At 74.7% G+C, this 22819-nt stretch carries 25 protein-coding genes; 20 read left to right on the forward strand and 5 right to left on the reverse strand.

The window, feature by feature from the left end; all coding sequences use genetic code 11:
- Positions 1–72: 72 nt before the first annotated feature.
- From def to KBX06_RS12360, 3 genes are read left to right on the forward strand one after another with little or no spacing between them, the layout of a single operon-like run.
- Entirely contained in the window at positions 73–633 is a 561-nt protein-coding gene (gene def / locus KBX06_RS12350; protein ID WP_210834615.1) for a peptide deformylase, read from the forward strand.
- 4 nt (positions 634–637) lie between these two features.
- Positions 638–1564: a methionyl-tRNA formyltransferase gene (fmt, locus tag KBX06_RS12355; protein ID WP_210834616.1), complete on the forward strand. Its 927-nt coding sequence runs from the start codon at positions 638–640 to the stop codon at positions 1562–1564.
- A complete protein-coding gene (locus KBX06_RS12360) occupies positions 1561–3150 on the forward strand; it encodes an RsmB/NOP family class I SAM-dependent RNA methyltransferase (RefSeq protein WP_210834617.1) in 1590 nt (529 codons plus the stop codon). The genes fmt and KBX06_RS12360 overlap by 4 nt, the downstream gene beginning before the upstream one ends.
- 92 nt (positions 3151–3242) lie before the next feature.
- Here the strand turns inward: KBX06_RS12360 and KBX06_RS12365 are convergent, their stop codons facing one another.
- A complete protein-coding gene (locus KBX06_RS12365) occupies positions 3243–4133 on the reverse strand; it encodes a septum formation family protein (RefSeq protein ID WP_210834618.1) in 891 nt (296 codons plus the stop codon).
- A 201-nt stretch (positions 4134–4334) separates the two neighbouring features.
- Entirely contained in the window at positions 4335–4598 is a 264-nt protein-coding gene (locus tag KBX06_RS27765) for a septum formation family protein (RefSeq protein WP_307854605.1), read from the reverse strand.
- A 181-nt stretch (positions 4599–4779) separates the two neighbouring features.
- Here KBX06_RS27765 and rpe point away from each other — a divergent pair, with 181 nt between their 5' ends.
- The 10 genes from rpe (at position 4780) to KBX06_RS12420 (ending at position 13405) form a co-directional block, all read left to right on the forward strand.
- Positions 4780–5460, forward strand: coding sequence for a ribulose-phosphate 3-epimerase (gene rpe / locus KBX06_RS12375; protein WP_210834619.1), 681 nt, complete (start codon positions 4780–4782; stop codon positions 5458–5460).
- Position 5461: 1 nt separating this feature from the next.
- Positions 5462–6418: a response regulator gene (locus KBX06_RS12380; RefSeq protein WP_210834620.1), complete on the forward strand. Its 957-nt coding sequence runs from the start codon at positions 5462–5464 to the stop codon at positions 6416–6418.
- A 415-nt stretch (positions 6419–6833) separates the two neighbouring features.
- On the forward strand, positions 6834–7895 hold the full coding sequence (ribD, locus tag KBX06_RS12385) for a bifunctional diaminohydroxyphosphoribosylaminopyrimidine deaminase/5-amino-6-(5-phosphoribosylamino)uracil reductase RibD (protein ID WP_210834621.1): 1062 nt from the start codon (positions 6834–6836) through the stop codon (positions 7893–7895).
- Position 7896: 1 nt separating this feature from the next.
- Positions 7897–8568: a riboflavin synthase gene (locus KBX06_RS12390; RefSeq protein ID WP_210834622.1), complete on the forward strand. Its 672-nt coding sequence runs from the start codon at positions 7897–7899 to the stop codon at positions 8566–8568.
- Entirely contained in the window at positions 8568–9266 is a 699-nt protein-coding gene (gene pnuC, locus KBX06_RS12395; protein WP_210834623.1) for a nicotinamide riboside transporter PnuC, read from the forward strand. The genes KBX06_RS12390 and pnuC overlap by 1 nt, the downstream gene beginning before the upstream one ends.
- Before the next feature lie 76 nt (positions 9267–9342).
- Complete coding sequence (locus KBX06_RS12400) at positions 9343–10608, forward strand: bifunctional 3,4-dihydroxy-2-butanone-4-phosphate synthase/GTP cyclohydrolase II (protein ID WP_210834624.1); 1266 nt, start codon at positions 9343–9345, stop codon at positions 10606–10608.
- A 2-nt stretch (positions 10609–10610) separates the two neighbouring features.
- Entirely contained in the window at positions 10611–11108 is a 498-nt protein-coding gene (ribH, locus tag KBX06_RS12405) for a 6,7-dimethyl-8-ribityllumazine synthase (RefSeq protein WP_210834625.1), read from the forward strand.
- A 105-nt stretch (positions 11109–11213) separates the two neighbouring features.
- Positions 11214–11477, forward strand: a complete 264-nt coding sequence (locus KBX06_RS12410; RefSeq protein WP_088947482.1) for a phosphoribosyl-ATP diphosphatase — start codon at positions 11214–11216, stop codon at positions 11475–11477.
- Between the two features lie 45 nt (positions 11478–11522).
- Positions 11523–12368 carry an ATP phosphoribosyltransferase gene (gene hisG, locus KBX06_RS12415; protein ID WP_210834626.1) on the forward strand — a complete coding sequence of 282 codons (846 nt, stop codon included), beginning with the start codon at positions 11523–11525 and terminating at the stop codon, positions 12366–12368.
- On the forward strand, positions 12365–13405 hold the full coding sequence (locus KBX06_RS12420) for a DMT family transporter (RefSeq protein ID WP_307854606.1): 1041 nt from the start codon (positions 12365–12367) through the stop codon (positions 13403–13405). Before hisG ends, KBX06_RS12420 begins: the two co-directional genes overlap by 4 nt.
- A 40-nt stretch (positions 13406–13445) precedes the next feature.
- Here KBX06_RS12420 and KBX06_RS12425 read toward each other — a convergent pair whose 3' ends face one another.
- The 3 genes from KBX06_RS12425 to KBX06_RS12435 are packed head-to-tail and all read right to left on the reverse strand — an operon-like array spanning position 13446 to position 17412.
- Positions 13446–14276, reverse strand: coding sequence for a hypothetical protein (locus KBX06_RS12425; RefSeq protein WP_247685715.1), 831 nt, complete (start codon positions 14274–14276; stop codon positions 13446–13448).
- Positions 14273–16570, reverse strand: coding sequence for a hypothetical protein (locus KBX06_RS12430; RefSeq protein WP_210834627.1), 2298 nt, complete (start codon positions 16568–16570; stop codon positions 14273–14275). Before KBX06_RS12430 ends, KBX06_RS12425 begins: the two co-directional genes overlap by 4 nt.
- Positions 16567–17412, reverse strand: a complete 846-nt coding sequence (locus KBX06_RS12435) for a hypothetical protein (protein ID WP_210834628.1) — start codon at positions 17410–17412, stop codon at positions 16567–16569. The genes KBX06_RS12430 and KBX06_RS12435 overlap by 4 nt, the downstream gene beginning before the upstream one ends.
- 176 nt (positions 17413–17588) lie before the next feature.
- Between KBX06_RS12435 and KBX06_RS12440 the strand changes: the two genes are divergently transcribed.
- The 7 genes from KBX06_RS12440 (at position 17589) to pheS (ending at position 22794) form a co-directional block, all read left to right on the forward strand.
- Positions 17589–18479: a Crp/Fnr family transcriptional regulator gene (locus tag KBX06_RS12440; RefSeq protein ID WP_247685716.1), complete on the forward strand. Its 891-nt coding sequence runs from the start codon at positions 17589–17591 to the stop codon at positions 18477–18479.
- Between the two features lie 72 nt (positions 18480–18551).
- Positions 18552–19025 carry a PH domain-containing protein gene (locus tag KBX06_RS12445; RefSeq protein WP_210834629.1) on the forward strand — a complete coding sequence of 158 codons (474 nt, stop codon included), beginning with the start codon at positions 18552–18554 and terminating at the stop codon, positions 19023–19025.
- 334 nt (positions 19026–19359) lie between these two features.
- Positions 19360–19983 carry a translation initiation factor IF-3 gene (infC, locus tag KBX06_RS12450; RefSeq protein ID WP_210834630.1) on the forward strand — a complete coding sequence of 208 codons (624 nt, stop codon included), beginning with the start codon at positions 19360–19362 and terminating at the stop codon, positions 19981–19983.
- Positions 19984–20002: 19 nt separating this feature from the next.
- A complete protein-coding gene (gene rpmI, locus KBX06_RS12455; RefSeq protein WP_210834631.1) occupies positions 20003–20197 on the forward strand; it encodes a 50S ribosomal protein L35 in 195 nt (64 codons plus the stop codon).
- Between the two features lie 31 nt (positions 20198–20228).
- Positions 20229–20621: a 50S ribosomal protein L20 gene (gene rplT / locus KBX06_RS12460; RefSeq protein ID WP_030335718.1), complete on the forward strand. Its 393-nt coding sequence runs from the start codon at positions 20229–20231 to the stop codon at positions 20619–20621.
- A gap of 32 nt (positions 20622–20653) precedes the next feature.
- Positions 20654–21499, forward strand: coding sequence for an RNA methyltransferase (locus KBX06_RS12465; RefSeq protein WP_210834632.1), 846 nt, complete (start codon positions 20654–20656; stop codon positions 21497–21499).
- Positions 21500–21714: 215 nt separating this feature from the next.
- Positions 21715–22794 (forward strand): phenylalanine--tRNA ligase subunit alpha, encoded by a 1080-nt coding sequence (gene pheS, locus KBX06_RS12470; protein ID WP_210834633.1) that lies wholly within the window; start codon positions 21715–21717, stop codon positions 22792–22794.
- The last annotated feature ends 25 nt before the right edge of the window (positions 22795–22819 follow it).

Raw genomic sequence — 22819 nt, forward strand, 5'->3', positions numbered from 1 at the left:
CCGGCCGGGGCGGCCGGCGGCACTCCGTAGACTGGTACGGCACCAGCCCGCCCGCCGAAGGAGCCATGCCGAGTGACCGTCCAGCCCATCCGTCTGTTCGGGGATCCGGTGCTGCGCACGCCGGCCGATCCGGTGGTCGACTTCGACGTCGAGCTGCGCAAGCTCATCGCCGACCTGACCGACACGATGCGTGAGCGGAGCGGCGCCGGCCTGGCCGCGCCGCAGCTCGGTGTGGGTCTTCGGGTGTTCACCTTCGACGTCGACGACGTGGTCGGCCACCTGGTCAACCCGGTGCTGGAGTTTCCCGACGCCGAGGAGCAGGACGGCCCCGAGGGCTGCCTGTCCATCCCCGGCCTCTACTTCGACACCAGGCGCCGGCAGAACGTGGTCGCCAAGGGCTTCAACGGCTACGGCGACCCGATGCAGATCGTCGGCACGGGGCTCATGGCGCGCTGCGTGCAGCACGAGACCGACCACCTCGACGGGGTGCTCTTCGTGGACCGGCTGGACCCGGCCGGGCGCAAGGAGGCGATGAAGGCGATCCGCCAGGCGGAGTGGTACGACGCGGCGGCCCCGCCGACGGTCAAGCTCAGCCCGCACGCCGTCGGCAGCCCTTTCGGTCTGGGTAGGTGAGCCCGTGCGTGTGATCTTCGCCGGCACGCCGGCCGTCGCCGTTCCCGCCCTGGCCGCCGTGGCGGCCTCCCGGCACGAACTCCTCGCCGTGGTCACCCGGCCGGACGCGCCCGCGGGGCGCGGTCGCGGGCTGGCCCGTTCCCCGGTGGGGGCGTGGGCCGACGAGCACGGGATCGAGGTGCTCACCCCCGCCCGGCCACGCGAGCCGGAGTTCCAGGACCGGCTGCGCGAGCTGGCCCCCGACTGCGTGCCCGTGGTCGCCTACGGCGCGCTGGTGCCGCCGGCCGCCCTGGAGATCCCCCGCCACGGGTGGATCAACCTGCACTTCTCGCTGCTGCCCGCCTGGCGCGGGGCCGCACCCGTGCAGCACGCCGTGCTGCACGGCGACGAGCTGACCGGGGCGAGCGTGTTCCAACTGGAGGAAGGGCTGGACACCGGCCCGGTCTACGGCACCCTCACCGACGAGATCCGGCCCGCCGACACGTCCGGCGACCTGCTGGAGCGGCTGGCCCACTCCGGCACCGGCCTGCTGGTGGCCGTTCTCGACGCCATCGACGACGGCACCGCCCGGGCCGAGCCGCAGCCCGCCGACGGGGTGTCGCTGGCGCCGAAGCTGACCGTGGAGGACGCGAGGGTGCGCTGGTCCGACCCCGCCTTCGCGGTAGACCGGCGGGTGCGGGCCTGCACCCCGGCACCCGGGGCGTGGACGACGTTCCGCAGCGAGCGCGTGAAGCTGGGCCCGGTCACCCCGGCGCCCGACGGCCCGGAGCTGAAGCCGGGCGAGCTGCTGGTGGAGAAGTCCCGGGTGCTGGCCGGCACGGCCACGACCCCGGTGCGGCTCGGCGAGGTCCGGGCGGCGGGCAAGCGGGCGATGCCGGCGACCGACTGGGCGCGCGGCGTCCGGGTCGCCGCGGGGGAGGAACTCGCGTGACCGGGCCAACGGAACGACCCTCGACCGACCGCTTCGCCGGCGAACGACGTGGCGAACGCTCCGGCGGCGACCGGTTCGGTGCCGAGCGCTCCGGCGGCGACCGGTTCGGCGGGCGCGACCAGCGTCCCTCGGGCGGCCAGCGCGGCGAACGGCCGGCGCGGGGCGGCCAGTGGGGTGACCGGGCCGGCGGCGAGCGCCGCGACGGCGGCCGGCGCCCCCCGCCCCGCCCGACTGTGGACCTGCCCCGCCAGGTGGCCTACGAGGCGGTCGCGGCGGTGCACCGCGACGACGCGTACGCCAACCTGGTGCTCCCGTCACTCCTGCGCGACGCGGGGCTGGTCGGCCGGGACGCCGCCTTCGCCACCGAGCTGACCTACGGCACGCTGCGCCACCTCGGCACCCTCGACGCGATCCTCGGCGACGCCGCCGGGCGCGACGTGCAGCGCATCGATCCGCCGGTGCGCGACGCGCTGCGGCTCGGGGCCTACCAGCTGCTGCACACACGGGTGCCGGCGCACGCCGCGGTCTCGTCGACCGTCGACCTGGTCAAGTCGGTGGGGGTCGGCGCGACGGGCTTCGCCAACGCGGTGCTGCGCGAGGTCGCCGGCCGGGACGCCGACGCCTGGGTGACCAGGCTGGCCCCGTCGGCCGAGAGCGACCCGATCGGGCACCTCGCCCTGGCGTACAGCCATCCGCAGTGGATCGTGCGGGCCTTCGCCGAGGCACTCGGCGGCGACCTCGGCGAGACGACCCGGCTGCTCATCGAGGACAACGAGCGCCCGCCGGTGCACCTGTGCGCCCGGCCGGGACTGGCCGACCCGGCGGAGCTGGCCGACGAGGCCGGCGGCGCACCGGGGGCCTTCTCCCCGTACGCGGTCTATCTCTCCGGTGGGGCGCCCGGCGACCTGCCGGCGCTCGCGCAGGGGCGGGCCCACGTGCAGGACGAGGGCTCCCAACTGGTGGCCAACGCCCTGGCGGAGGCTCCGCTCGACGGCCCGGACGGGCGCTGGCTGGATCTCTGCGCCGGCCCGGGCGGCAAGTCCGGCCTGCTCGGCGCCCTCGCCGCCCAGCGGGACGCGCGGCTGACCGCGGTCGAGGTCTCCGAGCACCGGGCCCGGCTGGTCGAACAGGCCACCCGCGGTCTGCCGGTGACCGTGCTGCACACCGACGGCCGGACCGTCGGCGCGGACCCGAAGCTGCCGGAGGCGCACTTCGACCGGGTGCTCGTCGACGCGCCCTGCACGGGGCTGGGGTCGCTGCGCCGCCGGCCGGAGTCCCGCTGGCGACGCCAGCCTTCGGACCTGCCGCCGCTGACCCGGTTGCAGCGCGAGCTGCTGGCCGCGGCGCTGCGCGCGACCCGCCCGGGCGGGCTGGTCGCCTACGTGACGTGCTCCCCGCACACCGTGGAGACGCACGTGACGGTGACCGAGGCGGCCCGCCGCTCCGGGGTGCCGGTCGACTTCGTCGACGCCCGGCCGCTGCTGCCGGCGGGGATGCCCGGTCTCGGCGACGGGCCGACGGTGCAGCTGTGGCCGCACCGGCACGGCACCGACGCGATGTTCCTGGCGATGCTCCGCCGCACCTGAGCGGGCGGCGCCTGGTCGCCCCGACCCACCTCGTCCGGTGGTCCGGCCAGGGGCGGCGGGTCGGGGCGGCCCCCAGTGGTGGCCGCCCCGGCTCAGGTGACCGGCAGGCCCTTCGGGCCGGCGCCCTTCACCGACCTGGTGAGGTTGCGGTCGCTGACCCACAGGAAGCACTGCACGCCCCGGTTGCCGTTGCGCCACTCCCGCTCGAAGGGGTGGTAGTAGATCGAGCCGGCCCGGTACTGCAGCTCGCCGTTGTCCGGCACCCTGGCGTACCTCGCGATCAGCGTGCGGCACGCCCGGTGCACCTTGCGGGTGTCGCGGCCGAAGGCGTCGTAGTCGGTGTCGGGGGCCTGCCACACGCCGACGAACTCGGCGCGGTGCTTGCTGGTGCAGGCCACCGGCGCCATCTGGCGCACCTCGTCGGCCCGCGTCCTGGGGTTGAAGCAGCGGTGGGCGAGCGGGGCGGCACCGGTCAGCGCGCCCTTCAGGCTGCCCGTCCGGTCCTTCGCGCCGGCCTCGTCGAGGCTGGTCTGTTCGCTCAGGTCGCAGCGGAACCAGCGGGCCCCGCCGCCCCACGCCTGCGGCGACGGCAGCACCACGTTCAGCCCGAGCCGGCCGGAGCGCCAGTCGCCGCCGAGCACCGCGTTGACCTTCGTGTCGCACTCGGCGCGGGCGGCGCGCATGCCGGCCGAGCCGGCCGGCGGGGGCGTGGCCCGGTCGGCTCCCGCGCCGGTCAGCGTGCCGACGTGCACGGTCTCCGTGCGGTGCGTCAGCGCGCAGTCGACGGGGCGGTAGGCGGTGAGGTAGCCGACGTCCTGCACGCCGGCGTGGCAGACCCCGGCGGCGGGGACGAACGCCTGCGGCGCGGCGGGTGCCGGCCAGTCGTCGGTCAGGTCGCGGTCGGTGCCGGCCGGGGTGGCGCAACCGGTGAGCGCCAGGGCCGCCACCGCGCCCACCGTGGCCGCCGTCCACCACCGTCGCATCCCGACCTCCCGCCGTTCGTGGGCCGCACCCGACGGCGGCCGGCGCGGCGGTCACACCGGCGCGGAGGCGGCCGGACACGCCACGGTGCGGCAGCATACGGCACCCTCGCTCAGCTAGCGGGCAACCCTTGCGGGCCGGCGCCCCGCATGGAGCGGGTCAACCTCCGGTCGTCGCTCCACAGGAAACACCGCACCCCCCGGTCACCCTCCTGCCACTCCCGCTGCGACGGGATAGAAGATCGAGCCGGCCCGGTACGGCAGGTCGCTGTTGTTGGGCAGCAGCGGGGAATCGCCGATCATCGCGCTCCGCAGGCTGCCCGTGCGGTTCACCGGCCGGGTGTTGTCGATGCTGCCGGTCTCGCTCAGGTCGCAGCGGAACCAGCGGGCGCCCGCATGCCACGCGGAGGTGGCGGGCAGCGCGACGGTGAGGGTGATGCGGGCGGCGTGCCAGTCGCCGCCGAGCACCTCACGGGCGAACTGGTGTCTTGCCGCATTTCGGTCGTTCGGCCAGTCACGGATGGCCCTTCGTCCGGTTCCGCCACGCCGGGAGGGCCAATTCTGCACCACTGGTCACCTTCGGGTCACCGGGTGTCCCGGTTGGTGGCGCGCTGTGGGTGGCCGTCGGGCGCGTTCGTACACTGGCCCGGTGACCGTACCGCCGCCGATCGTCGCGCCCAGCATCCTCGCCGCCGATTTCGCCCGCCTCGCCGAGGAGGTCCGCGCCGTCGAGAACGCCGCGGACTGGCTGCACGTGGATGTCATGGACAACCACTTCGTGCCCAACCTGACCATCGGGCTGCCCGTGGTGCAGAGCCTGCGGGCCGCCACCGAGCTGCCCTTCGACGTGCACCTGATGATCGAGGACCCGCGCCGCTGGGCCCCCGGTTACGCCGACGCCGGGGCGTACAACGTGACGTTCCACGCCGAGGCGTGCGACGACCCGGTGGCCCTGGCCAAGGACCTGCGCTCGGCCGGCGCCAAGGCCGGGCTGGCGATCGACCGGGACACCCCGATCGAGCCCTACCTGGAACTGCTGCCGAGCTTCGACACGCTGCTGATCATGACGATCAAGGCCGGCTTCGGCGGGCAGCGGTTCGTCCCGCAACTGCTCGACAAGGTGCGTACGGCCCGCCGGCACGTCGACGCCGGCCACCTCGAACTGCGCATCGAGGTCGACGGGGGCATCGCCGCCGACACCATCGCACAGGCGTCCGAGGCGGGGGCCGACGCGTTCGTCGCCGGCACCGCCGTCTACGGCGCCGACGACCCCGCCGAGGCCGTACGGAAGCTGCGGGCACTCGCGGAACGCGCCGCCCCCGGGGCCTGAGGTGGAACCTGCCGGCGACCGCCAGGACGTGATCCTCGTCGTCGACGACGACGAGGACATCGCGCGTTTCGTCGAGTTCAACCTCCGCCTGCACGGCTTCGAGGTGATCCACGCCAGTGACGGGCAGGAGGCGCTCGAGGTCATCGAGCGCCAGCGCCCCGATCTGGCGGTGGTGGACCTGATGATGCCCCGCATCGACGGGTTGGAACTGACCCGGCGGCTGCGGGCCGACCCGATGACCTCGGCCCTGCCGGTGATCATGCTGACCGCCAAGGGCATGACGGTGGACAAGGTGCACGGGCTCAGCGCCGGCGCCGACGACTACCTGGTCAAGCCCTTCGACACCGCCGAGCTGGTCGCCCGGGTCAGCTCCACGCTGCGCCGCAACAAGGAGTTCCGCGAGGTCTCACCGCTGACCGGGCTGCCCGGCAACAGCCGGATCCGCCGGGAGATCTCCGACCGGGTCCGCAGCGGGGTCGACTACGCCGTCGGCTACATCGACATCGACCGGTTCAAGAGCGTCAACGACCGCTACGGCTTCGTCCGCGGCGACGACTTCATCTCGGCCCTGGCCCGCAGCCTGCACCGGGCGGTGGTCTCGGTGGGGCTGCCACCGGCCTTCCTGGGGCACGTCGGCGGGGACGACTTCGTCATCGTCTGCGCCCCGGAGCAGGTCCGGCCACTCACCTCCCGGGTCTCTGCCGACTTCGAGAAGGCCGCCGACTCGCTCTACGACCCCGTCGACGCCGCCCGCGGCTACGTGGAGCTGAAGGACCGGCGGGGCAACATCCGGCGAGCCGCCCTGGTCACCCTCTCGATCGGCGTGAGCCTCTCCGACTCCGGCAAGCGCTTCACCGACCCGCTGGAGGCGATCGCCGTCGCCTCCGAGATGAAGACGGTGGCCAAGAGCCAGCCCGGCTCGTACGTGGCGGTGGACCGGCGGCGCGGCGTTACCTGATTCGTGCGCTCCTGCTGTGAACTAGCCCGCCCGGGTGGCACGAACCCCCGTGCGGCGTGTAACACTTCCCGTGTACCCACCACGCGCTGGCGGGACTCGGTGTAATTCCGAACCGGCGGTGATCCACGGCGTGACCGTGGTAAGCCCGCGACCCGGTCGGCCTCGTGCCGCCCGGTGGACCTGGTGAGAATCCGGGGCCGACGGTTGGGAGCGGGCAACCCCCGCCCCCAGACAGTCCGGATGGGAGACAGCGCGCGGGACGGACGGGCCTGCCCGGCCGCTGAGTTCAGCGTGCCGTGCGCGCCTCCCGGGGCGGCCCCGCCGTACCCGGATCTCCGCCGCCGCACGCCCGCGGCCCCATGCCGTTGTCTCCCGTGACCGCCCGCGCGTCGACCGGCGAGTGAGAGGGCAGGGCATGGCCGGCGTCTCCGTCGACGAGGCGATGCGTCGCGCGGTGGAACTCGCCGCGCGCGGTCTCGGCACGACCAGCCCCAACCCGGTGGTCGGCTGCGTGCTGCTCGACGCCGACGGGCAGGTCGTCGGTGAGGGGTTCCACGCCTACGCCGGCGGGCCGCACGCCGAGATCGTCGCGCTCGCCCAGGCCGGGGAGCGGGCCCGCGGCGGCACCGCCGTGGTCACCCTGGAGCCCTGCGACCACACCGGCCGCACCGGCCCCTGCAGCACCGCGCTGGTGCGGGCCGGCGTCGCCCGGGTCGTCATCGCCGTGCCCGACCCCAACCCGCTCGCCACCGGGGGCGCCGCCACGCTGCGCGCCGCCGGGGTCCAGGTCGACACGGGCGTACGCGAGGCTGAGGCCGAGGCCGGCAACATCGCCTGGCTCACCTCCATGCGCCGCGGCTGGCCGTACGTCATCTGGAAGTTCGCCGCGACGCTGGACGGCAGGTCCGCGGCGGCCGACGGCACCAGCATGTGGATCACCTCCGAGGCCGCCCGGATGGACGTGCACGCGCTGCGCGGCACCGTCGACGCGGTCCTCGCCGGGGTGGGCACGGTCCTCGCCGACGACCCCCGGCTCACCGCCCGCAACCTGCGCGACGGCACGCTCGCCATCCGGCAGCCGCTGCGGGTGGTGGTGGACACCGAGGGGCGTACGCCGGCCGACGCCCGGGTCCGCGACGGCGCGGCCCGCACCTGGATCGCGACCGCCGCGGAGGTCGGCGCCGGGCCCGACGGCCGCGTCGACCTGCCGGCGCTGCTTGCCGCGCTGCACGGGCGCGGGGTCCGGGCCGTGCTGCTGGAGGGCGGCCCGAAGCTGGCCGGCGCCTTCCTGGCCGCCGGCCTGGTCGACAAGATCGTCGGCTACGTCGCGCCCCGGCTGCTCGGCGCCGGCCCGACCGCCCTGGTCGACGCCGGTGTGACCACCATCGCCGAGGCCATCGACCTGGAGTACGTCGACGTCACGCAGGTCGGACCCGACCTGCGGATCACCGCGCTGCCCCGGAAGAGGGAGGGCTGACATGTTCACCGGCATCGTCGAGGAGTTGGGCGAGGTCGTCCGGATCACGCCGACGGCGGGTGACTCGGCGCTGGTCGCGATCCGCGGCCCGCTGGTCACCTCGGACGCCCGGCACGGCGACTCGATCGCGGTCAACGGCGTCTGCCTGACCGTGGTCGACGTCTCCGACGGGACCTTCACCGCCGACGTGATGGGCGAGACCCTGCGCCGCTCCGCGCTGGGCGTGCTGGGCGCCGGCGACCCGGTCAACCTGGAGCGGGCCGCCGCGCTGGGCAGCCGCCTCGGCGGGCACCTCGTGCAGGGGCACGTCGACGGCGTCGGCGAGGTCGTCGCCCGGGAGCCGGCCGCGCAGTGGGAGACCTTCCGGTTCCGGCTGCCCGCCGCGATGTCCCGGTACGTGGTGGAGAAGGGCTCGATCACGGTCGACGGCGTCTCGCTGACCGTCGCCGCGGTCGGCCCGGACTGGTTCGCGGTCGGTCTGATCCCCACCACGCTGAAGCTGACCACCCTCGGCACCCGCCGCGTCGGCGACCCGGTCAACCTCGAGGTGGACGTGCTCGCCAAGTACGTCGAGCGGCTGCTCGGCGCCCGGCTGGCCGATCCCGCCCGCCCCGACGCCGGCCCACCGGTCGCCGGGCTGCCGGGCACCGCCGCGACGGGCGGGGTGGCCTGATGGGCCCGCTGGGATGGCTGCTCGACGCGCAGGTGAGCATCGCCGGCTCGCCGGTGCTGGTCCGCGAGATCGTCGGCAACGGCTTCGGGCTGGCGTCGGCGGTGTTCGGTCTACGCCGGCTGGTCTGGGCCTGGCCCGTCGGCATGGTCGGCAACGCGTTGCTGCTCACCGTCTTCCTGGGCGGCGTCTTCGCCACGCCGCAGGCGCACGACCTCTACGGGCAGGCCGGCCGGCAGGTCTTCTTCTTCTCGGTCAGCGTCTACGGCTGGTGGCGCTGGTCGCGCCACCGCCGCCGGGGCGGCGACGGCGACGGGGTCGCGGTGGCGCCCCGCTGGGCAACCGGCCGGGAACGGCTGGGCCTGCTGGTCGCGGCCGTGGTCGGCACCGCCGCGGCGTACCCGGTGCTCGCCGCACTCGGCTCCTGGGGGCCGCTGCCGGACGCCTGGATCCTCACCGGCAGCCTGCTCGCCACCTACGGCATGGCGCGCGGCTGGGTGGACTTCTGGCTCATCTGGATCGCCGTCGACGCGGTCGGCGTGCCGCTGCTGCTGCGCGGCGGTTTCTACCCCTCGGCCGCCATGTACCTCGTCTACGGCGCCCTCTGCGCCTGGGGCCTGTTCGCCTGGTGGCGCACCTCGCGGGTCGCCCGCCCGGTGCCCGCCCCGATCCCGTCGACCTACTCGGAGGCCGTGGCATGAGTGAGCGAAGCGAGCGAATCATCGGGCTGGGTTTGGTGGTGCCTCATGGCGGCACGGAGCGAAGCGGAGTGCCGGCATGACCACCTTTGGCAGTATCGAGCAGGCGGTGGCGGACGTCGCCGCCGGCCGGCCCGTCGTCGTGGTCGACGACGCCGACCGGGAGAACGAGGGCGACCTGATCTTCGCCGCCGAGCTGGCGACGACGGAGCTGCTCGCGTTCATGGTGCGCCACACGTCCGGTTACATCTGCGCGCCGCTGACCGAGAGCGAGTGCGACCGGCTGGACCTGCCGCCGCAGCACCACACCAACCAGGACCGGCGCGGCACCGCCTACACGGTGACCGTCGACGCCCGGGAGGGCGTCAGCACCGGCATCTCCGCCGCCGACCGGGCGCACACCATCCGGCTGCTCGCCGACCCCGGCACCGGCCCCGCCGACCTGGCCCGCCCCGGGCACGTGGTGCCGCTGCGGGCCCGCGAGGGCGGCGTGCTGCGCCGGCCCGGCCACACCGAGGCTGCCGTCGACCTGACCCGGCTGGCCGGGCTGCGCCCCGCCGGCGTGCTCTGCGAGCTGGTCAACGACGACGGCACCATGATGCGGGTGCCGGACCTGGAGAAGTTCTGCGCCGAGCACTCCCTGACCCTGATCACCATCGCCGACCTGGTCGCGTACCGGCGGCGGACCGAGAAGCAGGTCGAGCGGGTCGCGGACGCCCGGATGCCCACCCGGCACGGCGTGTTCCGGGCCCTGGGCTACCGCAGCGAGCACGACTCGGCCGAGCACGTCGCCCTGGTCACGGGCGAGATCGGCGACGGACGCGACGTGCTGGTGCGGGTGCACTCCGAGTGCCTCACCGGCGACGTGTTCGGCTCGGTGCGCTGCGACTGCGGCCCACAGCTCGACGCCGCGCTCAGCCGGGTCGCCCGGGAGGGCCGGGGCGTGGTGCTCTACGTACGCGGCCACGAGGGGCGCGGCATCGGCCTGCTGCACAAGCTCCAGGCGTACCAGCTCCAGGACCAGGGCCGCGACACGGTCGACGCCAACCTCGACCTCGGCCTGCCGGCCGACGCCCGCGACTACGGCACCGGCGCGCAGATCCTCTACGACATCGGGGTCCGCTCGATGCGGCTGCTCACCAACAACCCGGCCAAGCGCGCCGGGCTGGAGGGCTACGGGCTGACCGTCACCGGCCGCGAGGGGCTGCCGGTGCGCCCACACCCGGAGAACGTGCGCTACCTGCGCACCAAGCGGGACCGGATGGGGCACCTGCTGGACGAACTGGACGAGGTGACCGAGGCCCCGATGGGCCGCCCGGTCCTCGGCGACGAGATCGGAGCGTAGGCATGGCGGGTTTCGGTGAACCGGGCGTGACGGCGGTCGACGCCGCCGGAATGACCGTCGGCGTGGTCGCGGCCCGCTGGCACGGCGAGCTGACCGACCACATGCTCGACCGGGCGGTCGCCGCCGCCGAGGCGTGCGGGGCCCGGGCGGTCACCGCCCGGGTGGCGGGATCGGTCGAGCTGCCGGTGGTGGCCCAGGCCCTCGCGCGCCGCTGCGACGTGGTGGTCGCCCTCGGCGTGGTGGTCCGGGGCGCCACCGCCCACTTCGACTACGTGTGCCGTTCGGTCACCGACGGGCTGACCCGGGTGGCGTTGGACGAGGGCAGGCCCGTCGCGCACGGCGTGCTCACCGTCGACACCCTCGCGCAGGCCCGGGACCGGGCCGGGCTGCCCGGCTCGGCGGAGGACAAGGGCTGGGCGGCCACCGTCGCCGCCCTGGACGCCGCCCTGGCCATCCGCGACCTCGCCAGCTTCGGTCACCGGGTCGGCTTCGGCGGTTGACCCCGCCCGGCCGGGGACGCACCGCCGCGGTGCGGCGTTCCCGGTCGGTGAGCGGGGGCCGACCCGGCGCGGCGGGGGCGGCGGGGCGACTGGAAGAATCGCGGTGTGAAGACGTTCGAGGAGTTGTTCGCCGAGCTGCAGGCCAAGGCCGCCGCGGGCACCCCCGGCTCGGGCACGGTCGCCGCGCTCGAGAAGGGCGTGCACTTCATCGGCAAGAAGGTCGTCGAGGAGGCGGCCGAGTCGTGGATGGCCGCCGAGCACGAGGGGCCGGAGCGTACCGCCGAGGAGATCTCCCAGCTGCTCTACCAGGTCCAGGTGCTGATGCTGGCCAGCGGTCTCGACCTGAAGGACGTCTACCGACATCTGTGAGTGCGCCCCGTCGTTGATCAGTTTCGATCGAAGGAGCACTCCGTCATGCTGCGTGTCGCCATCCCCAACAAGGGCACCCTGGCCGAGCCGGCCGCCCAGATGCTGCGCGAGGCGGGCTACCGCCAGCGCACCGACCCGAAGGACCTGGTCTGCCGGGACGAGGCCAACGACGTCGAATTCTTCTACCTGCGCCCGAAGGACATCGCCACCTACGTCGGCTCCGGCGACCTGGACCTGGGCATCACCGGCCGGGACCTGCTGATCGACTCCGGCGCCCCCGCCGAGGAGGTCGTCGACCTGGCCTTCGGCCGGGCCACCTTCCGCTTCGCCGCCCGCCCCGACGACATCGCCTCCGTACGGGAGCTGGGCGGGCACCGCATCGCCACCGCGTACCCGGGGCTGGTCGAGCGGCACCTCGCGGAGCTGGGGGTCAAGGCCGAGGTGATCCGCCTCGACGGCGCGGTGGAGAACGCCGTACGACTCGGCGTCGCCGACGTGGTCGCCGACGTGGTGGAGACGGGCGCCACGCTGCGCCAGGCGGGCCTGGTGGTCTTCGGCGAGCCGCTGCTGCGTTCGTCGGCGGTGCTGGTCCGACGCGCCGAGGCCCCGACCCACCCGCAGTGCGCGCAACTGCTGCGCCGGCTGCACGGGGTGCTGGTCGCCCGCCGTTACGTGATGCTGGCCTACGACGTGCCGGCCGGCCTGCTCGACCGGGCCAGCTCGCTGACGCCGGGCATCGAGTCGCCGACCGTCTCGCCGCTGCACCGCGAGGGCTGGGTGGCGGTGCAGGCGATGGTGCTCCGCGACGACGTCCACCGGATCATGGACGAGCTGTACGAGCTGGGCGCCCGCGCGATCCTGGTCACCAACATCCACGCCTGCCGGCTGTGAGTCGCCCGCCCGTGGCGGCGGGCGCCGCGGTGCCGTCCCCGGTGCCGCGTGCCCTGCCGCCACGGGTGGCGCTGACCCTGGTCGTCCTGGCCGGCGTCGCCTCGGCGGCCCAGGGCGCGGTCAACGCCGAGCTGGGCGAGCGGGCCGGCGACCCGAGCCTGGGCGCGGTGGTCAACAACGTCGGCGGCGCGCTGCTGGTCGGCCTCGGGGTCCTGGCGCTGCCGTCGGCCCGCACCGGCCTCGTCGCGCTGCGCCGGGCCCGGCTGCCCTGGTGGACCTACCTGGGCGGGCTCGGCGGGGCGGCGATCGTGCTGGCCGGGGCGTACATCGTGCCGGTGCTCGGGGTGGCGGTCTTCACCATCTCCCAGGTCGCCGGCGGCAGCCTCGGCGGGCTGGCCGTCGACCGGGCCGGACTCGCGCCGGTGGGGCGGCTGGCGCTCACCCGACCGCGGGTGGCCGGGGCGCTGCTGGGCGTGGCGGCCGTGACGCTGGCCCAGCTCGGCCAGCCCGTCGGCGACCTCGCCCTCGGCCTGGTCCTGCTCACCGTGGCCGGCGGGCTGGGCGTCGCGCTCCAGTCCGCGCTGAACGCGCGGGTCTCCGCCGCCGGTTCGGCCGCCGCCGGGATGGTGGTCAACTTCGCCACGGCCACGCCCGTCGTACTGCTGGTCGCGGCGCTGGCCGGGGCCCTCACCGGGCCGGGCCCGACCTGGCCGGGCGACTGGTACCTCTACACGGGCGGCCTGCTCGGCGTCGTCATCGTGGCCGCCCTGCTGGTCGGGGTCCCGGCGGTCGGCGTGCTGCGCACCGGGCTCGCCCTGGTCGCCGGCCAGCTGGGCGGTGCCCTGCTGCTGGACGCGCTGCTGCCGGGTGGCCCCGGCCTGCGGCTGCCGGTGCTGGCCGGGGCGCTGCTCACCCTGGCGGCGGCCCTGGTCGCCGGCCGGGGGACCGGCCGCCGAGGTCCGCGCGACGCCGTGCCGCCGACCGCCACCGGTCCGGGGGCCCCCGCCGCGACCGTCGGATCAGCGACGCCGGGGTAGGCGCCGACGATCCGGCGGTACGCGGGAGGGGGCTCGTCGGTCAGTTCGTCCGCTCGGAGAGCCCGTGCCGTCGCTCGTACGTCCGGATCGCCGCGTCCCACGCCTCGGTGTACTCCGACGGCCCCATGCCGAGGTCGCCGTGCCCCCGCACGGCCTCCCGCAGCAGCTGCACCAGGTCCGGCACCGTCCCCCGGCGCTCCTCCACGTACCGGCGGAAGACCTCCGCGAACTGTTCACCGGTCAGCCGGGCCGCGTGCGCGGTGACCGGATCGTCCTCCAGGCTCTGCAGCACGGCGCACCACCGGCGGGTCAGCTCGTCGGCCTGCTGGGCCCTGATCTTCTGCAGCTCGTGGTCGCACTCGAGCTTGATCCGCTGCTCCCAGTACGGCCGCAGCCGCTCCCGCACCCGCTCGTCCGGGCTGACCCGCACCTGCACCCAGAAGTAGGGCTGGGAACCCTCCCGGGGCCAGCGCTGACCGGCCAGCCGGTCGTTGAGCGCCCGCTCCAGGTCGTGCGAGCGGTGCGGCTCGTACTGGCGGGCCAGATCCACCGCCCGCTCCCGGACGATGCCACCCGCCCAGGCGAGATACCGCTCGGCCCGCAGCCGCAGCGCCTCGTAGGGCATGTTCTGCGCGGTCCAGTTGTAGACGACGTGCAGCCGGAAGTCGAAGGCGTCGCCCCTGGCCGGGACCAGGATCGGCTGCGGCACGTCGTGGCGGAACGTCACCGTGTCGGGGACCGGGGGCGCCGGTGGCCCGGCGGGAGGGACCGGTTGGACCGGCGGGAAGAAGGCGTGCCACCAGCGGCGGCGCTCCGGCTGGGGCGGTACGAACGCTGCCGTGGGGGGTGGCCCGGTGGGGTGAGTCGTCATGACAGGTCCTCGTCGATGAGTGCGTGTACGGCGTCGAGCAGGTCGTTGCGCGGCATGATGGGCCGCCAGACGTGGCGGACCTGGTGGTCGAGGCGGTGCCGCAGCGGCGGCCGACCGGCGATCACGTGCCGGAGCAGGGCCACGCAGTGGGCGGCGACCTCGGGATTGCCGTCCGCCCGGTTCAGCCAGAAGCCGAGCGTCCGCCACGAGCGGTAGGCCGTCTGCGGCATGCCCAGCGCCACGGCCCAGAGCGCGGCCACGTCGCCCGGGCTGACGATCCGCCGCCGGACGAGGTCCAGCAGCTCCGGCCAGTGCTCCCTGGGCGGCTCGGCCCAGCGGTCGGCGAGGACACGCAGCGTCCGCGCCGCGTGCAGCCGCACCTCCGGGTCGTCGGACGTCCAGTCGACCAGCTCCGGCACGAGCGTGGCCGCGTGGCCGTCCCGGTAGACCTCGACCAGGCCCCGGACCACGGAGTTGTTCCGCCGCTGCATGCGGGCCTGCGCCACCAGGCGCAACTGCACGAGGGCGGCGTCGGGCCAGAGGCGGGCCAGTCCGAGGCCGTACGCCCGCGCAACGGTGTCCCGCAGGTGCGCCGCCGGCCCGGCGGCCCACTGGTCGAGTTCGGTCCGTACGCGCTGGCGCAGGCCGGGTTGCATCGCCATGGCGACCAGCACGATGGCGGCGGCCTGCCGGACGCCCGCCCGCCGTTCCCGGGCCAGGTCGCCGACCGTCTCCAGGGCTGCCCGCACGTCCCGCCCGGCCGACCAGCCGATGGCGCCCGCAGCGGCCTGCCGGATCCCCGGCACGTCGGAGCGGACCAGGTCCGCCAGCCAGCCGAGCAGCTGCCCGGGCAGCCACCAGTCCGTCCAGGCGACCTCAAGCAACGTCGAACGGAGCTGCTCGCTGCCGGCGCCGAACTCGATCCGCCGGCCCCCCGCAGCGCGTTCGTCGCCGACCACGACGACGGCCTGGCGCAGCGTCGACCCGAGGAGCGTGTCCAGTTCGGGGCCGCGCAGCCGGGGTCCGACGGAGGCGGTCCCGGTCGGGTCGGTCCCGGCCAACCGTCGGGCCGCCTGATCGATCTCCGCCACCGGCTGCCCGGCCAGGACGGCACAGGTGAGCCGGAAGGCGCGGGCCCGGTCGGCCGCCCAGGCGTCGACCCCGTCCGGGCCGTCGGGTCGGCCGGCGTCGAGGATCTGCGCCGCGCGCTCCCGTAGCTGGCGGGGGAGTAGCTGCTCCAACCGCTCGGTCAGGGCGGGGCCGTGCGGAACCGTCCGGGCGATCAGCTCCACGACGGGCACCACCTCGCCCGGACGGGGCTCGCCGGCGAGGTAGGCCGAGAGCAGCGGATGGGTGACGCACTCGTCGTCGACGTACCGCTCCACGCAGGTGCCGTCGCATCCGTCCGGGCACCAGCCGACGCACAGCCCGGCCAACTGCTGGCGCAGCCGCGCCCGGAACACCTCCACCGCTGGCGGCACCCGATGCTCCACGACGTGCCCGGCGAGGTCCTGACCGCGCCGGGAGAAGTCCCCGACCAGGATCAGCGTCATGCCGGTTGCCTCGGCCCGTGCCGCGAGCGCCACGAGGGTGAACCCGTCGACGGCGTTCGCCGCGGTGTCCGCGAGCCGGAGCACGTACCCGCGTCCGGCGGGCAACCGTTCGCTCGACCCGAGCAGGTCGGCGGGCTGTTCCGCGCCGAGGACACAGGCGCGGTCGTGCCCGTGCCTGCGGGCGGTGGCGAGGACGGCGGAGGTGAACCGGCCGCTGGCGGACGGGCCGGACAGGCACACCAGGTGGCGGCGCTTGAGGTGGCGGTCGAGTTGCTGGTCGCTGGACGTCGGCGCGTACCCCTGCGCCAGTTCCCCGACGTCGTTCCCGCTCAGGCTCTCGTACCAGATCCGCCCCGTGCCGTCGGCTCCCGCGGTGGTCACGTTGACGGTGCCGATCGCGACGGCGCCGTGCCCGGTGGCGTTCTGGCCCCGTACCCGTACGTCGCCCAAGCCGATCGTGGCGCCGCCGAGCAGGTCGGCCAGTCCGCGGATGACGTCCGCCGAGTCGAGCGGCTCCTCCGGCTCGTCCGCCTCGCAGCCCTCCGCCGACCCGGTCCCCGCCGGGTCCGCCGGGTCCGCCGGGTCCGCCGGGTCCGTCCGCCCGTCCGGCGGGTCCTGGTCCGGGCCTGCCGCCGGGCCTTCCGTGGGACGGTCGTACCCGTCGTCACCGGGGGCGTCCCGGGGCCCGTCCGGGTCGTCGTCGCCGACGACGGGCGGGTACGGGAAGTGAGGTGCGGTCACCGTGCCCGGCCCTCCCGTCCGCCACCGAAGGTCAGGTCCCGCCCGACGGAACCGATCGCCGTGGCGCCGTGCCCGATCGCGTTCTGGCCGTCGACCCGGATGTCACCCGTGCGGATGTCGCCCGCGCCCGGCGGCGTCCGGGTCGCCGGGGACTCCGGCGGCTCCCCACCCGGGGCCCCGCCTCCCGAAGCGGGCGGCGTCGTGGAGACGGGTGCCGGGGAAGGCGTACCGGCGTCCTCCGCCGCCGGCAGGGCGGACATGTCCTCGTCCACGACGCAGAACCAGGCGTCCTCCCGGAACCCCTTGTCCGGGTGGGTCACCTCGACCCGCCGGAACCGCTCGGGGCGCATCTCCTCCGGGTACTCGGTGACGACGTCGCGGTAGATCTCGGCCGACACGACCAGCGCTACCCCGGCGTCGGGGAAGGCCGCCAGGGCCCGCTTCACGGGTGCCGCCTCGCACAGCCGGCAGACGAGGACGACGGCGTTGCCGGGGAAGCCGTTGGCCCCGTCGAGGTGGACGAGTCCCTGGTGGACGGCGACCCGCAGGCGGATCCGGGCGGCCGGCACCCGGCTGCTGTTGTAGCTGCGCAGCCGCCTGTTCAGCTCCGGTACGAAGCGGCCGATGACGCGGGACTCGGCCACGTCGCGGGGGAGGATCGCCAGCTCGCCGTCGCCGGCCTGCTGCGTCGTCCAGGCGACCCGGTCCAGGCCGACGTCGCCGGCCGCCTCGTGCAGCAGTTCCCGGAAGTGCTTCTGCGCCTCGTACTGCTGGAGGTTGGTGCGCCGGCTGTACCGCTCCATGTCCACGGAGATCAACAGTCGTCGCTCGGGATGTCGCATCGTCGTGCCGCCCTTCGTCGCCCGACCCGCCCCACAGGCGGGCACCGCAGGGGACATCGAACCGGGGCGGGCCCGGCGGAACCCCGTAGAAGTACGGCATCGCCCGGAACTGTCGGTGGGGCGTCATCCCGTCCTGTTCGGGGGTCCGGCACGCGGTGGGCCGGTGTCCTGGTCGTATGAGGATCGGGCTGATGGAGCTGCTGCTCGCGGTCGGCTGGCCGCCGGGCGTCCTGCTGGCGTGGGTGATCGTCCAGCTCGCCGTCGCCGCCGCCCTGCGCCTGCGGGCGTCGCGCTACGCGCAGGGCCGGCTACGCTTCGACGGCTGTCGCTGGCCGAGGAGGATGAGAGCGCTGATGCGACGACCAGCCGAACTGTCCGACGTCACCTGGCCGTACGGCACGTTCCTGCAACGGCTCGGCCCCCCGGTTCGTGCCGCCCTGCTGGAGCTGGGGGTGCGCCGGCGGGTCCCGCCCGGACAGATCGTCATCCACGAGGGCGTACGGGAGTCGCACCTGGTGCTGCTCGAGGAGGGGCTGACGAAGGTCACCGCGACCCTTCCGGACGGGCGGGCCGCACTGCTGGCCCTGCGCGTCGGCGGCGACCTCGTCGGCGAGATGTCGGCGCTCAACGACCGGCCACGCTCGGCGAGCGTCACCACCTGCGGGCCGGCGACGTACCGGGTCATCCAGCCCGACCGGTTCAAGATGTTCCTCAAGGAGCACCCGGACGCCGCGCTGGAGTTGGCGGCGATGGTGTCGGACCGGCTGCGCTGGTCCAACCGGCGGCGCATCGACTTCACCTCCTATCCGGTGAAGATCAGGGTCGCCCGGGTCGTCGCCGAGCTCTGCCGCACCCACGGCCGCCAGGTTCGCGACGGCGTCGTCATCGACGTGCGGCTCACGCAGCCCGAACTCGCCAGCATCTGCGGCGCCGCCGAGACCTCGATCCAGAAGGTCCTGCGTGAGCTGCGTACGGAGGGCCTGGTCGACACGGACTACCGCCGGATCACGGTCCGCGACCTGCCCCGCCTGCGACGGATGGGCGAGCTGGCGGCCGAGGAGGGGTGAGGGGCTGCGCCGGGCGGGGCCGCAACGCGTGGCGGCGCGGGAGCGGCCGGCCGCGGGTGGCAGACTGGTGGGGTGAGCGAAACCGAGTCCGTCCACCTCCGCCCGCACCGCGTCCGGCTGGTCTGCTGGGGCTGCGCGGCCGTGCTGTTCGTGGTGTTCGCCCTGGTGGCCACCACGCTGAGCGGCGCGACCGGCAACGGCTACGGCAGCTTCCAGCGGGGTGACCAGGTCGCGATGGTGGGGCTCGGCGTGATGGGTGCGCTCGCCTTCCTGATCTTCACCCGCCCCCGGGTCGACGCGAACGCGCGGGGGGTGCGCGTACGCAACGTCGTCGGCTCGTACGAGCTGCCGTGGGAGGTCGTGCGGGGGGTCCGCTTCGACCGGGGCGCACCCTGGGCCAGCCTGGAGCTGCACGACGACGACCTGCTGCCTGTGATCGCCCTCCAGGCCGCCGACAAGGAGCGGGCCGTCGAGGGGGTCCGCGCCCTGCGCCGGTTGCACCAGGCGCACCAGGCGCGGCTGGCCGAGGGCGCCACCGGCCGCTGACCGGGTGCCCGGGTGGGCCCCCGCCCGGGCGGGGGTGTAGTGTGGGCGAGTCGACCAGGCTGTCCCCGCGTGCGCGCAGTCGCGCCACGCACACAGCCTTGAAAGAGGAGCGCCTGCTCCCACCCGAGTCGCCGCCACGGTGGCCGGGTCCGGTCACCGGTTCCGGGCACGTCCCGGCACCGGATGCGCGATCATGTGATCGTGCCGACCGGTCGAGCGGGCCCTGGCATGCGCCGGGGCCTTCTGCTTTCCAGGTCGGCTCCCACCCGGGAGCCGCGGGGTCGGCCACGCAGAGATCTTGACTCGAGGAGGCCCCATCAGCGTCGAACCACGCGTGAACGAGCAGATCCGGGCACGTGAGGTCCGACTGGTCGGCCCCGAGGGTGAGCAGGTGGGCATCGTCCCGCTGGAGCGCGCCCTTCAGCTGGCCGCGGACGTCGACCTGGACCTGGTCGAGGTTGCGCCGATGGCGCGCCCGCCGGTGTGCAAGCTCATGGACTTCGGCAAGTTCAAGTACGAGAGCGCACTCAAGGCGCGCGAAGCGCGGCGTAACCAGCAGCAGACCGTCATCAAGGAGATGAAGCTCCGGCCGAAGATCGACCCGCACGACTACGAGACCAAGAAGGGTCACGTGGTGCGGTTCCTGAAGGCCGGCGACAAGGTCAAGGTGACGATCATGTTCCGCGGTCGCGAGCAGAGCCGCCCGGAGCTGGGTTACCGGCTCCTGCGCCGGCTCGAGTCGGAGATCTCGGAGCTGGGATACGTCGAGGCCGCTCCCAAGCAGGACGGTCGAAACATGATCATGGTGCTCGCGCCGCACCGCGCCACCAAGGCCGCCGCGGTCGCCGCCACGGCCACCCGGGGCGGGCCACGGGAGCGCGACGCCGAGGGCGCCCCGGCCGGCGATCCCGCAGCGGCCGGTGACACCGGCACAGTCGCCGACAACAGCGGCGAGTAACAGGGGAGAGACGTTCCACATGCCGAAGATGAAGAGCCACACGGGGATGGGCAAGCGGGTCAAGGTGACCGGCAAGGGCAAGATCGTTGCCCAGCAGGCCGGCCTCCGCCACAACCTGGAGAAGAAGTCCTCCACCCGCACCCGTCGGCTGACCGGCACCGTGGTGCTGGCCAAGGCCGACGTCAAGCGCATCAAGAAGCTGCTCGGCCGCTGACGCGCGCCACCTTACGTAACTAGGAGTTGAGATGGCACGCGTCAAGCGGGCTGTGAACGCCCAGAAGAAGCGCCGTACCCTGCTGGAGACCGCGAGCGGCTACCGCGGTCAGCGCTCCCGCCTCTACCGCAAGGCCAAGGAGCAGGTGCTGCACTCGATGCAGTACGCCTACCGGGACCGTCGCGACCGCAAGGGCGACTTCCGGCAGCTGTGGATCCAGCGGATCAACGCGGGTGCCCGTGCCAACGGGATGACCTACAACCGCCTGATCCAGGGCCTGCGCCTGGCCGGCATCGAGGTCGACCGCAAGATCCTGGCCGACCTGGCCGTCAACGACGCCGCCGCCTTCGCGGCGATCGTCGAGCTGGCCCGGGCCGCGGTCGCGGCCGAGGGCACCGGCGGCGCGGCGGCCCAGGCCGCCTGATCCCCGCGCACCAGCAGATCGAGGCGTCTCCCATGCAGTCACCATCGCGCGGGAGACGCCTCGACGCTGTCTCCGGCCCCTTCACCCCGCGTACGCCCAGGGTGGTCGCCGCCCGCCGGTTGCAGCGCCGCCGGGACCGCGAGGCCGCCGGGCGCTTCCTGGCCGAGGGGCCGCAGGCGGTCCGCGAGGCACTGGCCCGGCCGGGGGTGGTCACCGAGCTCTTCGGTACGCCCGCGGCCCTGGACCGGCACGCCGACCTGGCCGCCGTCGCGGCCCGCGCCGACGTGCCCGTCTCCGAGGCGACCGACGAGGCGCTCGCCGCGCTGGCCGAGACCGTCGCCCCGCAGGGCCTCGTCGCCGTCTGTCGCCACCTCGACGTGCCCCTGGAGCGGGCCCTGGCCGACGGGCCCCGCCTGGTGGCGGTGCTCGCTGAGATCCGTGACCCGGGCAACGCCGGCACCGTGCTGCGCACCGCCGACGCCGCGGGCGCCGGCGCGGTCGTCTTCGCCGGCGAGGCCGTCGACCCCTACAACGGCAAGTGTGTGCGGGCCTCGGCCGGCAGCCTCTTCCACGTCGACGTGGTCCGCGCGCCCGACCCGGTGGACGTCGTCGCGGCGCTGCGCGCCGCCGGGCTCACCGTGCTCGCCGCCACCGGCTACGGCGAGGACGACCTCGACGACCTCGCCGACGACGGGCGGCTGGCCGCCCCCACCGCCTGGCTCTTCGGCTCCGAGGCGCACGGCCTGCCCGAGGCGCTCACCGTCGCTGCCGACGCCCGCGTCCGGGTGCCCCTGCACGGTCGCGCCGAGAGCCTGAACCTGGCTGCGGCCGCCGCCGTCTGCCTGTACGCTTCAGCGAGAGCACAGCGGCGGCCGTGAGCCGGCCGCCCCAGGCACGGACCACAGGGGAGAGCCTGCGCCCATGAGCGCACCACGGCGTTCGTTTAGCCAGCCCGCCGGTGTCGGCGGGCGGCGGGCCTGACCTGCTCTCCGCACAACTCCCACCGGCGGGCTGCGGCACAGCCGCGCGTCCGTAGACTCGCTTCGCCGCCTGAGTGAGGGCCGGCGCCGCCGTGAGGGAGTGCCCGTACGCCATGAGCTACCGCAACGATCCGTACGATCCGAAGCAGGTCGCCCTGCTCGACCCGGCCGCCCTGGCCGAGGCCGTCGCCACCGCCGAGAAGGCGTTCGCCGAGGCGGCCGACCCGGACGCGCTGACCGCGCTGCGCCCGGCGCACCTCGGTGACCGCTCCCCGATCTCGCTGGCCCGCCGCGAGATCGGCGCGCTGCCGCCGGCGGCGAAGTCCGACGCCGGCAAGCGGGTCAACGAGGCCCGCCGCGCCGTGGAGGCCGCGTACGCGGCCCGCCAGGAGGTCCTGGACCGGGAGCAGGCGCAGCGGGTGCTGGTGGAGGAGCGCGTCGACGTGACGCTGCCCCACGATCGGCGGCCACGGGGCGCCCGGCACCCGATCAGCACCCTGATGGAGCAGGTCAGCGACCTGTTCGTCGGCATGGGCTACGAGGTGGCCGAGGGGCCCGAGGTCGAGCTGGAGTGGACCAACTTCGACGCCCTCAACATCCCCGCAGACCACCCGGCGCGCGGCCTGATGGACACCTTCCACGTGGCGGCGCCGGAGGGCACGGAGGGCTCCGGTCTCGTCCTGCGTACGCACACCTCGCCGGTGCAGGCGCGCACCATGCTGACCCGCAGGCCGCCGATCTACGTGATCGTGCCGGGCCGGGTCTATCGCACCGACGAGCTGGACGCCACCCACGCGCCGGTCTTCCACCAGGTGGAGGGTCTCGTGGTGGACCGGGGCATCACCATGGCCCACCTGCGCGGCACCCTGGACCACTTCGCCCGGGCGATGTTCGGCGAGGGCGCGAAGACCCGCTTCCGGCCGCACTACTTCCCGTTCACCGAGCCGTCCGCCGAGTTCGACGTCTGGTTCCCCGAGCACCGCGACGGCCCGCGCTGGGTCGAGTGGGGCGGCTGCGGCATGGTCAACCCGCGGGTGCTGCGCGCCTGCGGCATCGACCCCGAGGTCTACTCGGGATTCGCGTTCGGCATGGGCATCGACCGGACGGTGATGTTCCGGCACGGGGTCAGCGACATGCGGGACATGGCCGAGGGCGACGTGCGGTTCACCCGCTCGTTCGGGGTCGGGGCGTAGGCGATGCGGGTACGAGTCACGGAGA

Origin of the sequence: Micromonospora sp. C31 (genome assembly GCF_018070575.1) — a bacterium.
GTDB lineage: Bacteria > Actinomycetota > Actinomycetes > Mycobacteriales > Micromonosporaceae > Micromonospora.